The organism is Bifidobacterium sp. MSTE12 (genome assembly GCF_000513015.1).
GTDB lineage: Bacteria > Actinomycetota > Actinomycetes > Actinomycetales > Bifidobacteriaceae > Bifidobacterium > Bifidobacterium dentium.
This window is the reverse complement of sequence record NZ_AZYA01000034.1, coordinates 247,326-262,051: the sequence shown is the minus strand read 5'-3', so window position 1 is coordinate 262,051 and position 14,726 is coordinate 247,326. Positions and strand designations below refer to the sequence as shown.

The window sequence follows — 14,726 nt, the reverse complement described above, 5'->3', positions numbered from 1 at the left end:
GGAATTCGCCACACTCCTTCAGCTTCTTCACCGGTGTCACCCATCTGGTTTCAGCGCGATCGTCACTGCCCTAACTTTCCCCTCCGGATCGGTATAACCGTGATCCGCACCCTTGAGCCCCCAGTGCAGGCAGACATCCGCGCAATGGTCGGAAGAACCTTCGACGTGCGCAAAGATACGCCCGCCTTTGACCATTGTTCCGACGGGGAGATCGGTGGTGGCCGGCTCGAAGGTGGAAGTCAGCTCCCCGTGCAGCGTGCCGTGACGTATGGTGACCACCGATTTGCCTGCCACGCTTCCCGCAAAGGCAATCATGCCGTCCGCTGGCGCAAGGAGTTCTTCGCCTTCCTCCACGTTGAGATCGATTCCCCGATGCCCTGAAAGCCATTGTTTTTCAGGTGCTTGGTATCGCTTCATTATGCTGGCGTCCGACACGGGCCAACGCATGAGTGCGCTGCACTCGCCGCTCGAATATGATGTCGTGTTCGATGTCGAAGCCTGCGATGGCCGTACCATCATGCAGCAGATGATCAGCGCCGCGATCGTGGTGATCAGGCAGGAGATGATCGCCCGTCTGCCTTGCCGCTCGCAATCGTTGCGCTCAGTGTCGCATTGGTATCGGTATCGTCGGATTCTACGCTGGTATTCCCGTTCGTTCACCATGGCTCCTTTGCCGTTTTCTGCCAGCATGAGGACCCTTTATCTTCCCCGTCAAGTCGAAACGGAGGTTGTGGTCGGAGGACGGTGGTTATCCACAGGCTCCGGGCGTGTCGCAACCTACGATGGAAGGCATGAGCGACAATACCACGCAACGTAAGGCACTACGGCAGCTGGAAGACGAACCGGCCGATGAACGGATCGCCTACTATCGCAAACCGTTCATGGTGCTATGGGCCGCCGTGCAGGAGGCCTCGAGCGAATTGCAGGACGATTATTCGCTCTCCCCTGAACTATCACAGCTATGGGTCGCCGAACGCATCCGCCAGGTGGCGGATTCACTGGTGGACCGCTTGGCTGAAACGGCGATTGCCCACGGGGAATCCAAATCGAACGTGGCGCGCGCGGCGGGCGCCAGCCCCGCGAACGCATTGCGTCGTTTCCCCCGCCTTCGTGAAGGCGAAGGGCGTGAGCGTACGCTTATCGATGAGGTATTGGATTCACTGGAATGACAAAAGCCCTCGGTATTTCGAGGGCTTTCCTATGGCTCCTGCGACTGGGCTTGAACCAGTGACCGTCCGATTAACAGTCGGATGCTCTGCCAACTGAGCTACGCAGGAATGCGCTGTGCACAAGATGAAGATGATACTCCGGAATGGTGCTACTGCAAAACCTCAGCGTGTCACATGGAAATTCTGGTTAAAGGCATGGCGGAGTCGATCGGAAAATCCGGAGTGGACGGCTTGACTCCCGCTTCGACCAGATTGACACCCAACATGGCCACCATCGCACCATTGTCGGTACATAGTTTGATACGGGGAACACGAACCTCGACCCCCCGTTCCTTGCCGACTTCCAACAGTTTGGCACGCAACTGGGAGTTCGCGGAAAAACCACCGCCGACAATCAGTGTGCCGGAATCATACTGTTCACAGCCTCGCATGGCTTTTTCGGCAAGCACGGTGGCAACGGAGTCGGCCAGCGAAGCGCACACGTCGTCGACGGGAATCTCAAGACCTGCGGTCTGACGCTGTTCAATCCAACGTGCGACGGCGGTCTTGACCCCGGAGAAACTGAAATCGTATGGGTGTTGCCTTCCGGCTTTGCCCTGGGTGAGTCCCTGCGGCACCTTGATGGCATGTGGGTCGCCCGACTGGGCGTGACGGTCGATATGCGGGCCTCCCGGATAGGGGAAACCGAGCAGTCGTGCCACTTTGTCGAAGCATTCGCCGGCGGCATCGTCAAGGGTGGTACCGACCACATCGATGTGCCGGGCCACATCTTCAACGTGCAGCAGCGAAGTGTGGCCGCCGGACACGATCAGCGCAAGCGTGTCCTTGGGAAACGGGCCGAACTGCAGTTGGGTGACGGCGATGTGCCCAATGACATGATTGATGCCATAGATCGGCTTGTTCGCGGCCCAAGCCAGCGCTTTCGCCCCGGAAACGCCGACGGCGAGGCAACCGGCAAGACCAGGGCCCGCGGATACGGCGATGGCGTCGATGTCGGACAGCGTCATATCGGCGTCGGCCAGAGCCTTCGACACGCATGGTACGAAAGCTTCGGCATGCGCCCGTGAGGCGATTTCCGGAATCACACCGCCGTAGCGCGCATGGTCGTCCATGGATGAGGCCACGACGTTGGAAATCAGCGTTCTGCCCTGCACTACGGCCGCAGCGGTTTCATCGCAAGTGGATTCGATACCGAGTACGATTGGTTCGCTCATTGGTTGGACACTCCGTTAGTTCTGTGGTTGGAAGCCGATGGTTCGTGGCTCAAGATCGAGGCTCATGGTGTAGGCATCGATTCCTTCGGGCTGGTAATACCGTTTGCGCAGACCCATCCTGATGAAACCGAAACGTTCATATAATCCCAATGCCGGCACATTGTCGACGCGCACCTCCAAGAGCATGCGTTTCGCGCCCTGCCGTTTGGCCGATTCGATCAAGGATTGCAGGAGCATCGCCGCAATTCCCCTGCGCTGAAACGACCTGCCGACGCCGATGGTCATGATCTCCGCATCATCACCGTCATACCAGAAGCCGGCATAGCCGCGAACGATCGGAATCCCATCGTCATCTGACGGTTCAATATCCAACAGGTAAGTACGTGCCGGCGCATTGAGTTCCTGCCGGACCGAATGTTCGCTCCAGGCGCCGTGACCGAACAGATCAGCCTCCAGTGCGACGATCTGTCTGATGGCCGCATCTTGTTCAACCTGCGTATGATCGACAATCATATTCGCTGCATCACTCCGTTTTATCGGCACCGGCATGGTTGAGCACATGCTTGAGCGGATTCGGTACGGATACGTCAGGACGTCGAAGATACAGCGGTTCAACGGGAACGGGACGGGCCAGCGACTCGTCGGATGTGGCGAATGAGGCGAACCGTTCCAATCCGTAGGCTCCTTTATCAAGCAGCGTATCGTCGGACACGGAGCCGAGCGCAGCCAGCGAATCCCATGTCATAGCGTATTTCGAAGCGCCATGGCCTACAACGTCGACCACATACCGTACGTTCGGACGATCCGCTCGCAGCAGTTCAACCGCGGCATCGACCCGTCGCACGATGGATTGCGGATAGTCGATGTCCATGCCGACCAATGTTCGGGGCATGGCGCTCCCCCGTGCCGAATCCATCAGCATGAAGTACAGTTGCCGACGACGGGCATCGTTGATTGCAAGCGTCAGATGGCACGCGTCATCACTGGCGTATTCATCGACCAGTTGCGTTTGCGGTGAAAGCGCATCCTGTCCCACCAGTTCGGCTCCGGTGGCGAATGCCAGCGCCTTGGCTGCTACGATGCCCGCTCGGAGTCCCGTGAACGGCGCCGGGCCAATGCCTACCACGATGCGCTCGATATCCGTGGGTCTGAGTCCCGCCTGTTCGACGGCATGGGCGATGTTCACCTGCAGTTTCTCGACATGCGTACGTGAATCGGTCTCCACTATGGGCTCATGCCCGACCACGCCGACCGTGGAACCGTACGAGGTGTCAATCACCAGTGTCTGCATTTTCAAGAACTCCTTGTGCCAAACCTCTAGATACTGTACAACCGACGCTAGAAGCGGCCAAAACAACGATCAGCGGGATCCGTTTGCGAAATCGAAGCCACTCCAGGCCGCGCCGATCGGAATCATGGTGATGATGCGCACGCCGTCGCCGGTCAGTTCCCTGTCATCCCCCGCCGTGTCGACATCGATCGGTCTGTCGATATGGATTTCCAACCGTTCCGGCGCAAGGGCCGCAGCCATCTGCTCGCCCCACTCCATAAGAATTACCGTATTATCGCTTGGATCCTCCAACTCCTCATCCAGTCCCAGAGATTCGAGCTCATCCAGCAGCCGGCCCACGGCATCCTGTCCGGGAGCGTAGGCATTGCCTCCAAGACGATAGGCGTCAACGTGCACCAGATGTGCAGAAGACCCATCGGAGAAGCGTCCCTCAAGCTCGCGTGCAATGGTGAATGTCGGAGACACGATGGGCTCCGTGATGCCGAGCCCCGCGCCGAAACCTTGCGCGAATGTGGTTTTGCCGGCACCAAGCGGCCCGGAAAGCAGCACCACATCCCCTCCGTGGGTCAGTTTTGACAATCGTTCGCCGATTGCGCGCATATCGTCGCCGGTCTCGACCATCATAGTGATGCCGTTACTGTTCATGACCTGTTGATCCGTCCTTTTTGACTAATGAGTTCGATGGAGCGTTCCAGCGCATAGACCGGGTCTCCTCCACTGGTTTTGCTTTGCTCGTCCGCCCATGCAAGCATCTGGATGCATCGGCCCAGACCTGCCGAAGTCCATCCGGGAAGTTGCCGTGTGGCATTCTTGAGTGCCCACGGGTTCGTTTTCGCCTCTGCTTGAGAAATGGTACCGGCACGCACAGCCGACGCTTTGGCGAGCGTACGCAGCTTCATGGCAAGGGCTCCGATCAGCGCAATCGGATCGATGCCCTGCTCCACCGCTGATCGCATGGCGATGATGGCATCGGCGGAACGACCGGCCATGGCCTGATCGGCTACGACAAAACCAGTGACCTGCGGGTTGGAATCAAGATACTGGTTCACACGATTCAATCCCATTGGATCGTCATCGAAATCAAAACACAGCTGGGCGACCATCGCAGCAAGCTCACCGGTTTTCTCGCCGAGTACGGCCACAAGCTGCTGTGCTGCCATCGGGTCCACACGACGGTTTCTACGATCGAAGCATTGCATGACGAAGTTGAGCTTGGCGTCGGCCTTTTTCAGATCGGGCACGACTTGTTTGTCGGCTCCGGCCTTCGTGAGCTGATCCACCAGTCGTTTGCCTTTGACTCCGCCTTCATGCTGGCAGATGACAATGCTGCAGTCCGTGGGATCCTTGCATGCCTGCCTGCAATATTCGACCATGGCATCACCAAGCTTTTCGTCGGCGCCTTGCAGGTTGACGATTTTCACGATCGCCCGATCGCTGAGCAACGAAGGACTCACCGCTTCGTCGAAAGCATAATGATCCGCGCCCATTGCATCCAATTCGATCAGTTCCGCATCAGGATACTTGCGTTGCGCGGCAACACACTGATCGCGCACCGTCTGTTCATTCAGATACGAATCCCCGCCAAAGACGATGTGAAATGGCGTATTCGTTGCGGATGTTTTCGGCATAGTATTCAATCTCGCCGCATCGGTGGACAAGCGTGCCATCATCAGCCGGCATCCCAATGCATGTTTTTCAACGCGGCGAACGTGAGCGTACCCCACAGGCGCAATCGATCCATGGGATTGATCAGCATACGACGACCGGGCATGCCCTGTTCCGGCGTTCCCGCGCGTCTTGCGATGCGACGCATCAACCATACCGAACAAGCGCAGACCGACTCGACAGCCAGAACCAACATCGCGCCTGGTATGCCGCCGGCCCATGGGATGGTGGCGTGATTGCCCGATCCCAAATGCAACGATACGATTTCCATGATTGCGGTGCCGCAACCGGATAGCCACGCCAGCACGAACCCGATATCGGGCAGTATCCAAGACAAGGCCAATGACGCCAGTCCAGCCAACGTGGAAAAACCGACGACAGGTGAGACCACAAGATTCGCCAGAATCGAAAATACCGGCAGCTCCGGTTCGATCAGCACCTGTAACGGCAAGGTGAACAGTTGTGCGGCGATGGTCATGCCTGCAGCCTGTGCCACGAATAGCGGCAACATCGCTTTCAGCCAATCGGTCATACGGTCCGCGAACAGCACTATGCCCAGCACCGCGGCACACGAAAGTGCAAACCCGAAGCTATATGACATGTACGGCTGGATAAGCAACACGCCCATAGCGGTCCAGCATAAGGTACTTAGCGCCTGCCCACGCCGTCCTACAAACAGACAGGTCGCGCCGGCCAGTCCCATCAGTAACGCACGGAAGACGGAATCCGAAGGAAACATGCAACAGGACAATGCAATGTAGGAAAGACCGATCAGTATTGCCGTAATTCTTCGTGGTATTACGAAAAACGCGCAAATCGTACGGACCAGCGTGGCGACCACGGCAAGATGGCCGCCGCTGACCGCCATCAGATGCAGAATTCCCGATTTCCGGAAATCATCCTCCAATCGGCCGGCATAGGTGGCATCGATGCCGGATCCATCGGTCGAGTCTTCCGTCGGCACGTAATCCTGTCCGAGAATGCCCAATGTCAGCCCGGGAACCAGCACCTTGCCCTGATCCGAAAGCCTGCCGGTCTGTATGAAAAAGGAACGTTGCATCACATCGACAAGACGGAAGACGGCATTCGGCGCGCGAATCATCCGAATGTCGTCCACGTCGGTCAGCCATATCGGCATGCTGCCATAGTCGGATGGCATCAGCATGCCGTCCAACTGGTATGTGCCGTCCTGCCGCAACATGGCGCAGTCGGGCTGATCGGCGTATACCCGTATACGACTGGCCGATGCCCGAACGAGTTGGCCTTCGGTCACGGTTTGCAATACGGCATCCGCTTGGCAGTCATTGGCGCGCCTGTTCGAGGCAACCGTCGGCGAAACGACATGCAGCCGCACCGTAACCGGCGTTGTTCCCTTCCTCGCCAGCGACGAGGACACGTCATTCCATTGCACAAGATCATAGGTCAGTGCGGTGCAGGAGCATGCCAGCATGGCGGCGATGCATGCCACGGCACCACTGTGCCAAGCCATCAGCTTGGCGGCGTTCGGGCCGCGCAGTCTCAACGACGCCAATCCCACACCGGCCACCACAGCCATCAGCAATATGATGGCGATTAGTGCCGGGCCTGCGTGTGTTCCGTTCGCCGTCATCATTGAGAACGCAGCATGCGTGAGGAGACTCGCCGACCAACTCAGCACCGTCACGGGCAACAGGCGCCAGTCCCTGCTGCCTCGCTCACGTTCGGACCACCGACCTTTCCCGTTCATCGCACGCATACCTGATCACGGAATTTGGCCAACGTCTTACTTCCGATGCCTTTGACCTCCATCAGCTGATCCACATTGTCGAAACGACCGAACTGCATGCGGTAATCAAGTATGCGTTGCGCGGTAACCGGACCGATTCCCTTCAGCGTCTGCAGTTCCTCCAAGCCTGCGGTATTGAGGTCAAGAAGGTCGGAAGTGGGATCGGTATCGGTCGATTCGGATCGTGCCGTATCCGGCTGTGCGGATGAGGCGGATGTCGACGGCGATGTGCCGGATGAAGGATGTGCGGTTTGCCGTACCGTGGGTTGCGTGGATTGCAGTTGTGCATAGTGGGTCGCCTGTTGGATAAGCATGGTCAGGCTTGCGCATAACGCGCAGGTCAGGGTCAGCATCGCAATGACCGCATGAATCGGCTGAAATATGATGCGTGGCTTATCTCTTCGGCTGCGATTGAGCGGCTCTTCGGAGTCTGATGGCTGGACACCCGCCAAATCGGCCAGTGATGGTTTGGCTGCAACGGCACGCCGCACTTGCGATGATGCCCGGGCGTACGATCGTGCGGGTTGAGGACAGTACGCAGACGGATGAGGCTCAGGCCTTGACGTTGTTTCGGGAGCATTCAACCGTTGCAGCCGCGTCATCGGTGCGGCTGCGCCCATATGCTTCTTTCTGATAACGAAAACGCCCATGACTCCACGCTGATGGAATCATGGGCGTTTGTCCAGTCGAAACGGCCCTTGTGGTCGAAGGACGTCAGTTATCCACAGGCTCGGCGTGTCGCCAAGCGGGAGAACGATTCAGTCCTTTCGAAGGCCTTCGGTCGTCATTCCGCGGGGACGATCGAAACGATCTTCGGCGCTTTGACGATCACCTTGCGTGGCTCCTTGCCGCCAAGACGGTCGGCGACCGCTTCGAGGGCCATCTGCTCAAGCTCCTTCGGATCGATATCCGGAGTGACCTCGAGTTTGGCACGCACCTTGCCTTTGATCTGCACCACTGCGGTAACGGTGTCCTGGCCGACATAACGTTCATCGGCCTTAGGCCAGTCGGCATGGGCCAGCGATTCGTCATGGCCGAGCCTGTTCCACAGTTCTTCGCAGATGTGCGGTGCAATCGGCGAAAGCATCAGAATCAGCGGTTCGATGGCGGCACGCGGCACGTCATCAAGGCCAGTCAGATGATTGTTGAGCACAATGAGCTTGGCGATGGCGGTGTTGGGGCGCATGGCCTCCATTTCCACGGTCACGTCGGCAATCGTGTTGTTCAGGAGTTTCAGGGTCTTGGAGTCGAGGTCACCCTCGCTGACGCGAACCTCACCGGTGGTCTCGTCGATGACGTTACGCCACAGACGCTGCAGGAAACGCATGGAGCCGACCACGTTGCGGGTGTTCCACGGACGGGATTCGGCCAGCGGTCCCATGCCCATCTCGTATAGGCGGAAGGTATCCGCGCCGTAGTTCTCGTACATGTCATCCGGGGTGATGATGTTCTTCAGGCTCTTGCCCATCTTGCCGAACTCGCGGTTGGCGTGTTCGCCGTTCCAGGTGAAGGTCGGTTCGCCATTGGCATCGGCAGGACCTTCCACCACTTCGGCGGCCGGCACGTACTGGCCACGGTCGTCGGTGTAGGCATAGGCCTGGATCATGCCCTGATTGAACAGCTTATGGAACGGTTCGGCGGAGTCGACGAAGCCGAGGTCGAAGAGCACCTTGTGCCAGAAACGCGAATACAGCAGATGCAGTACGGCATGCTCCACGCCACCGATGTACAGGTCCACGCCACCGGCCTTGCCGGTGGTCTCGTTATGGTTCGGACCCATCCAGTAATCGTATTCGTCCTTCTCCACCATGTGTTCGGTGTCGGTCGGATCGAGGTATCGCATGTAATACCAGCAGGAGCCGGCCCAGTTCGGCATGGTGTTGGTGTCACGGTAGTAGGTCTTCTTGCCGTCGCCCAGATCAAGCTCGACCTTGACCCAATCCTCATTGCGGCTCAACGGTGCTTCCGGGTTGGATTCGGCATCTTCGGGGTCGAAGGTCTTCGGGCTGTAGTCCGGCACATCCGGCAGGTTGATCGGCAGCTGTTCGTCGGGCAGCAGATGCGGGGTGCCGTCCTCACCGTAGACGATCGGGAACGGCTCGCCCCAATAGCGCTGGCGGCTGAAAAGCCAATCGCGCAGACGGTAGCTGACGGTGCCCTTGCCGACACCTGCGGATTCAAGCCATGCATTGACCTTGTCAATGGCCTCGTCGACGCGCAGACCGTCGAGACTCAGGGCATCGCCCTTGATCTTGGTGGACGCTACGGAAGAGTTGATCACGATGCCGTCGTGGGAGACGAACGGAGCCTTGCCCTCGTAGTCGGCCAGGTCATCGCCGGATTCCGGCAGCGGCTTGACGGTATATATGACCGGCAGACCGAACTTGACGGCGAAATCATAGTCACGCTGATCGCCACCCGGCACAGCCATGATGGCACCAGTGCCATAATCCATGAGCACGTAATCGGCGGTGAACAGCGGCAGCTTGGCTCCGGTAATCGGGTTGATGGCATACAGGCCAGTGAACAGACCCGTCTTTTCGCCCGCCTCGTCGACACGGTCCTTGGCGGTCTTGGCTTCGGCGGCCAGACGGTAGGATTGCACGGCTTCGACCGGAGTGGCATAGCCACCCTTCCAGTTCTCCGGGGTTTCGGCAGGCCACTCGTCGGGGACATCGGCGAGCAGGTGGTGCTCCGGAGACACGACGGCGAATGTGGTGCCGAACAGGGTGTCGGGACGAGTGGTGTAGATCTCCATGTCCCTGATACCGTTCGGGGTTTCGACGGTGAAATGCACGGAGGCGCCATGGGACTCGCCAATCCAGTTACGCTGCATCAGCTTGACTTTTTCCGGCCAATCGATGCCGTCGAGATCCTCGATCAGACGGTGACCGTAGGCGGTAATGCGCATGGACCATTGGCGTAGCTCGCGCTGGAACACCGGGAAATTGCCTCGTTCGGACTTGCCTTCGGCGGTGACCTCCTCGTTGGCGAGCACGGTACCCAGTCCCGGACACCAGTTGACCGGGGACTTAGAGATGTATGCCAGACGGAAGTCGTTGAGCACATCCGCCCGTTCGGCTTCATTCAAGTCGGCCCAGGACCTGCCCTCACAACCCGGAATGGCGCGCGCACCGGATTCGAACTGTTCGACCAGCTCGCTGATCGGTCTTGCGCAGCCTTTGGAACCGCTCGGATTGACGGCTTCCTCGTCATACCAAGCGTCATAGACGCGTGAGAAGATCCACTGGGTCCAACGCACATAACCCGGATCGATGGTGGCGAAGGAGCGACGGTTATCAAAGCTCAGACCCATGCGATGCAACTGGCGGCGCATGTTGGCGATGTTCTGTTCGGTGGTGATGCGTGGATGCTGGCCGGTCTGTACGGCGTACTGCTCGGCGGGAAGGCCAAAGGCGTCATAGCCCATGGCATGCAACACGTTCTCACCCTTCATGCGGTGATAACGGCTGACCACATCGGTGGCGAGATATCCCAGCGGGTGGCCCACGTGCAGGCCCTTGCCCGATGGATATGGGAACATGTCCATGGCGAAGTAGGATGGACGGCCTTCCGCGTTGTGGCCCTTGCCATCCTTCAGCTCGCCGTTGACGTTGGCCGCCCAGAACGTACCCTCGTCATCCCAGATCTTCTGCCATTTCTCCTCAACGCCTTGAGCCAGCTTCGCATTGTAGCGAAACGACGGCTCGGCGGATTCGTTCGACTGCGCCTGTGCGCTTTTCTCGGTGTCATTCATAATGCATGAAACTAGCCGCGCAACTGGACACTTGGCAAGGCGATAATCATTATCCAAGAAGCGGCATGCAGATTAGTTTTTCCGCCGCACCGTAGGCGGGTTCGACGAAACGTCGACGGTGTATCCGATATCCTGCTTCAGGGCTTGCACCGCACTCGACCATGAACCGTCCGCGACCATGGCTTTGAGTGCCGCGTCAATCTGTCCGACCAGCTCGCTCTTACCATTCCTGACGGCGATGCCATAGGATTGTTCGCCGAACGGTTCGCCGACCACCTTCAGGTAGCCGCCTCCCCTGTCGGCCGCAAGTCCCGTAAGAATGACGTCATCGGAGATGATGGCGTCGGCTTCGCCTATCATCAGCGCCGTGACGCACTGCGGATAGGTGTCACGTTCCTCGACCGTCATCTTGTCGGTCAGGTTCCGCATATCGGAGCCGGAGATGGATCCCTTGGCCGTGCATACGGTTTTGCCGTCCAGATCATCGACACTCAGGATCCCATCCTTATCATCGGCACGAATCAGCAAATCCCGACGTACCGTAAGATACGGTCCGGCAAAGGTCACTTCGTCGTCATGGTCGGTGTTCGTCGCGAAGGAATCCACGACCATATCGACATCCCCCGAAGTCAATGCCGAAACGCGAGTCGAGGGAATCACCTTTGCGAACACGACCTGCTTGTCGGCAAATCCTAGGTATTGTGCGACGTATCGGGCTACGGTGATGTCGAACCCGGAATAATCCTTACCGTGCAGCAAGCCGAGTCCCGGCTGATCGGTGGCTACGCCGATGGTGATGGTCGGCCCCTGCGCCTGGCCGTTGGTCACCACGGAGATGGAGGTGCCGCATGCGCTCACGCCAACCACAATCGACGCGGCACACAGCATCGCCGCAATGTTCCGTATCCCGTGCGTCATGTAACCGCCTTCCGAACACCCATCATGCGCCGGCGGCGGGACCACCGGCCGGTGACGCACAATCTACTTGAACATGCGTGAACGAGTAAGGAACCAAGTGACGATTCCCGAAAGCACCAGTGAGATCAGGATGATCACCACGAAGCCCCACGGCTTGTCGGACAACGGCATGCCCAACATGCCTTGCTGGAAGTTCATGCCGTACATGGAGAAGATCAACGTCGGTATCGACAGCGTGATGGAGATGATGGTGAAGATGCGCATCACGTTGTTCAGGTTGTTCGACACGATCGACGCGAAGGCGTCGGTCATGTTCGCAAGAACGCCGCTGTAGATGTTGGCCATCTCGATTGCCTGCTTGTTTTCCGTGATGACGTCGTCGAGCAGATCCTCATCCTCCGGGTACTGCTTGATACGGGGCAGGGTCGTTAGCTTCTCCATCACGATTTCATTCGATTTGAGTGACGTGGTGAAGTAGACCAAGGTCTTGCTCAGTTCAAGTAGCATGAGGATCTCACGATTCTGCATGGAATGGCGCAGTTTCAGTTCGAGCTTGTCGCTCTCGCGGTCGATGATGCGTAGGTAACGCAGATACATGGTGGCGTTGCGGTAGAGGATCTGCAGGATGAAACGCGTTTTCATGTACGTGTTGAAACCGCGGATGGTACCTTCCATGAACGGATGCAGCACCGGGGTGTCCTGCATGCAGACGGTGATGATCATCGACTGCGTGATGATGATCGACAACGGGATGGTCTCGTACCAGTCACGACCGCCGCGTTCCTCGACGGTCGGGATGTCAACGATGATCATCGTGTAATCATCCTCGACATCGACTCGCGAGCGCTCTTCGTCATCCAGCGGGGCGCGCAGGTCGGCCAGGTCGATGCCGGTTTCTTGGGCGACGCTGGCGAGCTCCACGTCGGTTGGTTCGGACAGGCACAGCCAGGAGCCGTTCTCAGGTTTTTGAATCTGTTCCACCTGGCCGTTAATCGTTCTGAACATTCTCAACATGTCTCTCACCCGCCTTTCGCGCTTTCTGACGTTCTATCGCTGTACGGTAGCCCGAGATCCGCGGCAGGAAACCGTGTGACCGGGCATACAACCTCATTAAGGATAGTCCTATGCGCAGAATTTGCGATGCGCAGGGTGAAACGTTAACCGACTGTTCATGTTCCGGCTGTGGAATCGGGGTTTCTCGGGGTGTGTCCGTGAGCCCCTTTACTGCATGATCGGTTTCCATTGCGGCATGTTCGGTCCTCTGAGGTCGTCGGGTCCGTTCTCCCAGTCGGTGAATGCTGCAATGGCCGGACCTTGGTTGAATTCGTCAAGTGTCCATCGGGGTCGTTCCGCATCGCCGGCAGGCGTCATGCGTGACCAGAAGGCGTTGCGCATGGAGCCAAGGTTGCTGAGACTGTCGGGGTCCATGCCGAGCAGTGTTTCGATGGTGGCGACGATCCAGGATCCGTGGCCGACGATAAGCAGTGTGGTCGGCACGATGTTTTCGCGGTGTCGGTCAAGAATGTCGAGCACCGCCCGGCTTCCTCGTTGTCCGGTGTGGGTGCGGCTTTCCACGCCATGGTTGAGTTCTCCGCCGGTATGTGAGCGCCATGAGTCGTAGTCCGGGGCGTTGGCTTCTCGTATTTCCTCACGGGTCATGCCTTCCCACTCGCCGAAACTGCGTTCGCGTAGCCTGGAGTCGTATTCGACGGGCAGGCCGAGCAGGTTGGCGAAGGCGCGCGCGGTCTGTTGTGCGCGGAACAGGTCGGAGGAGATGATGGTCATCTGGCGTTTCGATGCCGGCGCTTGTGTGATTTCGTTCGGGTCGGCGAGATGCGCGTCCGGTCCGGTTGGTTGTTGCAGGGCTTCGGGATGCTGTGCCTGATTGGTGATTTTCGCCCAGTAGTATCGGCGGGCAAGTTCGTAGGCGCTTTGGTCCACCTGCCATCGGCCGACGATGTCGAGGGGGATGTCGATTTGGCCTTGCAGTCTTCTGCCAAGGTTGTAGGCGGTTCTTCCGTGGCGTAGGAACAGTACTTCGTCGATCATGATGCTCATTGTATCCGTGGGGGCGTCTGCGCCAGATGCGTCGGTAGTGGCGGATGATGGCGATGGTGCCGCTCCAGATGATGGCAAGTATCGCTCCCGTCGAGGCAAGGACGTTGGCTGTGGCGCATCCGGGGTCTTGGGATCGTTCATCGTGGTTGGGTATGCGGGTGCCGGTGACGAGCAGTCTATGCGTGTTGATGCCGTATGGCGTGCAGGTGAGCAGTGTGACCTTGTCTTGCCCGGTTTCCGGTTTGACCCAGCTTATGTCGTCAGGGGTGACGGTGCGTATGGATTCCACTCGGTAGGTAAGCGTTTCGTCTAGTGTCGTGAGGGTGAATTCATCGCCTTTCCTGGCTTGGTCGAGCTTGGTGAACATGAGTTTGTCGGCCAATCCCCTATGTGCGGTGATTACGGCATGGGTGCCTTTGCCGCCTATGGGCAGCGATGTTCCTTGCCAGTGTCCTGCGCCGGCCGCAAGCGAGTTCTCGTCGGCACCGTGACGAATCGGCAGATTGATGCCCAACTTCGGGTATGCGATCGTGGACATGATATCGCTGGGCGGTATGACGAGCTGTTGGGCGTATTCCGGTATGGTTTCGGTTTGCCGTACCGTTTCGGACTCGAGGTCATTGCCGCTGGCGAGCCGTTCATTGTATCGGCGCGCGTCGGTTTTCGTCTGCGTGATGATTGCGAGCGCCGTATCGTTCACGGCGCTCGCATACGCACGCGTGTCGAACATTTGTTCGATATTGTCGGTGGTGCGCAGGGTGAGCGGAAGGCTGACGAGCAGGGCCGTGGCCAGCAGCATTGCCGTTCCCGCAAGCCAGCGTATGCGTAGCCGCAAGGGTGGTTCATACTTGTGCCGTGCCTTGCCTGTCCGCCTGTCCATCATTGCGAA

Annotated in this window: 13 protein-coding genes, 1 tRNA gene and 1 pseudogene; 1 reads left to right on the top strand and 14 read right to left on the bottom strand. The window is 58.4% G+C overall.

Annotated features, from left to right (window positions below):
* Positions 1-36: 36 nt before the first annotated feature.
* On the bottom strand, positions 37-690 hold the full coding sequence (locus tag HMPREF1494_RS07735) for a M23 family metallopeptidase (protein ID WP_034521722.1): 654 nt from the start codon (positions 688-690) through the stop codon (positions 37-39).
* Between the two features lie 101 nt (positions 691-791).
* Between HMPREF1494_RS07735 and HMPREF1494_RS07730 the strand changes: the two genes are divergently transcribed.
* A complete protein-coding gene (locus HMPREF1494_RS07730) occupies positions 792-1,169 on the top strand; it encodes a transcriptional regulator (RefSeq protein ID WP_171843645.1) in 378 nt (125 codons plus the stop codon).
* A 32-nt stretch (positions 1,170-1,201) separates the two neighbouring features.
* On the opposite strand, the gene HMPREF1494_RS07725 is transcribed toward HMPREF1494_RS07730, so the two are convergent.
* The 13 genes and pseudogenes from HMPREF1494_RS07725 to HMPREF1494_RS11780 all read right to left on the bottom strand — a co-directional run.
* A tRNA-Asn gene (locus tag HMPREF1494_RS07725) sits at positions 1,202-1,277 on the bottom strand.
* 62 nt (positions 1,278-1,339) lie between these two features.
* Complete coding sequence (gene tsaD, locus HMPREF1494_RS07720; RefSeq protein ID WP_034521719.1) at positions 1,340-2,383, bottom strand: tRNA (adenosine(37)-N6)-threonylcarbamoyltransferase complex transferase subunit TsaD; 1,044 nt, start codon at positions 2,381-2,383, stop codon at positions 1,340-1,342.
* Positions 2,384-2,398: 15 nt separating this feature from the next.
* Complete coding sequence (rimI, locus tag HMPREF1494_RS07715; RefSeq protein WP_003840032.1) at positions 2,399-2,896, bottom strand: ribosomal protein S18-alanine N-acetyltransferase; 498 nt, start codon at positions 2,894-2,896, stop codon at positions 2,399-2,401.
* Between the two features lie 10 nt (positions 2,897-2,906).
* Positions 2,907-3,674 carry a tRNA (adenosine(37)-N6)-threonylcarbamoyltransferase complex dimerization subunit type 1 TsaB gene (gene tsaB, locus HMPREF1494_RS07710; RefSeq protein WP_012902180.1) on the bottom strand — a complete coding sequence of 256 codons (768 nt, stop codon included), beginning with the start codon at positions 3,672-3,674 and terminating at the stop codon, positions 2,907-2,909.
* 69 nt (positions 3,675-3,743) lie between these two features.
* On the bottom strand, positions 3,744-4,319 hold the full coding sequence (gene tsaE / locus HMPREF1494_RS07705; protein WP_003840030.1) for a tRNA (adenosine(37)-N6)-threonylcarbamoyltransferase complex ATPase subunit type 1 TsaE: 576 nt from the start codon (positions 4,317-4,319) through the stop codon (positions 3,744-3,746).
* Positions 4,316-5,302, bottom strand: coding sequence for a DNA polymerase III subunit delta (holA, locus tag HMPREF1494_RS07700; protein ID WP_167762421.1), 987 nt, complete (start codon positions 5,300-5,302; stop codon positions 4,316-4,318). The genes tsaE and holA overlap by 4 nt, the downstream gene beginning before the upstream one ends.
* Before the next feature lie 41 nt (positions 5,303-5,343).
* Positions 5,344-6,951: a ComEC/Rec2 family competence protein gene (locus tag HMPREF1494_RS07695; protein ID WP_231495379.1), complete on the bottom strand. Its 1,608-nt coding sequence runs from the start codon at positions 6,949-6,951 to the stop codon at positions 5,344-5,346.
* Between the two features lie 110 nt (positions 6,952-7,061).
* Positions 7,062-7,754 (bottom strand): ComEA family DNA-binding protein, encoded by a 693-nt coding sequence (locus HMPREF1494_RS12005; RefSeq protein WP_428891033.1) that lies wholly within the window; start codon positions 7,752-7,754, stop codon positions 7,062-7,064.
* A 134-nt stretch (positions 7,755-7,888) separates the two neighbouring features.
* Positions 7,889-10,861, bottom strand: coding sequence for a leucine--tRNA ligase (leuS, locus tag HMPREF1494_RS07685; protein WP_034521714.1), 2,973 nt, complete (start codon positions 10,859-10,861; stop codon positions 7,889-7,891).
* 72 nt (positions 10,862-10,933) lie between these two features.
* On the bottom strand, positions 10,934-11,779 hold the full coding sequence (locus tag HMPREF1494_RS07680; RefSeq protein ID WP_034521710.1) for a transporter substrate-binding domain-containing protein: 846 nt from the start codon (positions 11,777-11,779) through the stop codon (positions 10,934-10,936).
* A gap of 63 nt (positions 11,780-11,842) precedes the next feature.
* Positions 11,843-12,793, bottom strand: coding sequence for a magnesium transporter CorA family protein (locus HMPREF1494_RS07675; protein WP_003840021.1), 951 nt, complete (start codon positions 12,791-12,793; stop codon positions 11,843-11,845).
* A 207-nt stretch (positions 12,794-13,000) separates the two neighbouring features.
* Positions 13,001-13,828: a histidine phosphatase family protein gene (locus HMPREF1494_RS11785; RefSeq protein WP_034521705.1), complete on the bottom strand. Its 828-nt coding sequence runs from the start codon at positions 13,826-13,828 to the stop codon at positions 13,001-13,003.
* A 211-nt stretch (positions 13,829-14,039) separates the two neighbouring features.
* Positions 14,040-14,636, bottom strand: a pseudogene (locus HMPREF1494_RS11780) (class C sortase); the annotation flags it as partial.
* Positions 14,637-14,726 lie beyond the last annotated feature (90 nt).

Coding starts and splice junctions, on each gene's coding strand:
- HMPREF1494_RS07735 (WP_034521722.1), bottom strand. CDS start 690: ATGCTGGCAGAAAACGGCAAAGGAGCCATGGTGAACGAACGGGAATAC.
- HMPREF1494_RS07730 (WP_171843645.1), top strand. CDS start 792: ATGAGCGACAATACCACGCAACGTAAGGCACTACGGCAGCTGGAAGAC.
- tsaD (WP_034521719.1), bottom strand. CDS start 2,383: ATGAGCGAACCAATCGTACTCGGTATCGAATCCACTTGCGATGAAACC.
- rimI (WP_003840032.1), bottom strand. CDS start 2,896: ATGATTGTCGATCATACGCAGGTTGAACAAGATGCGGCCATCAGACAG.
- tsaB (WP_012902180.1), bottom strand. CDS start 3,674: ATGCAGACACTGGTGATTGACACCTCGTACGGTTCCACGGTCGGCGTG.
- tsaE (WP_003840030.1), bottom strand. CDS start 4,319: ATGAACAGTAACGGCATCACTATGATGGTCGAGACCGGCGACGATATG.
- holA (WP_167762421.1), bottom strand. CDS start 5,302: ATGCCGAAAACATCCGCAACGAATACGCCATTTCACATCGTCTTTGGC.
- HMPREF1494_RS07695 (WP_231495379.1), bottom strand. CDS start 6,951: ATGATGACGGCGAACGGAACACACGCAGGCCCGGCACTAATCGCCATC.
- HMPREF1494_RS12005 (WP_428891033.1), bottom strand. CDS start 7,754: ATGGGCGTTTTCGTTATCAGAAAGAAGCATATGGGCGCAGCCGCACCG.
- leuS (WP_034521714.1), bottom strand. CDS start 10,861: ATGAATGACACCGAGAAAAGCGCACAGGCGCAGTCGAACGAATCCGCC.
- HMPREF1494_RS07680 (WP_034521710.1), bottom strand. CDS start 11,779: ATGACGCACGGGATACGGAACATTGCGGCGATGCTGTGTGCCGCGTCG.
- HMPREF1494_RS07675 (WP_003840021.1), bottom strand. CDS start 12,793: ATGTTGAGAATGTTCAGAACGATTAACGGCCAGGTGGAACAGATTCAA.
- HMPREF1494_RS11785 (WP_034521705.1), bottom strand. CDS start 13,828: ATGATCGACGAAGTACTGTTCCTACGCCACGGAAGAACCGCCTACAAC.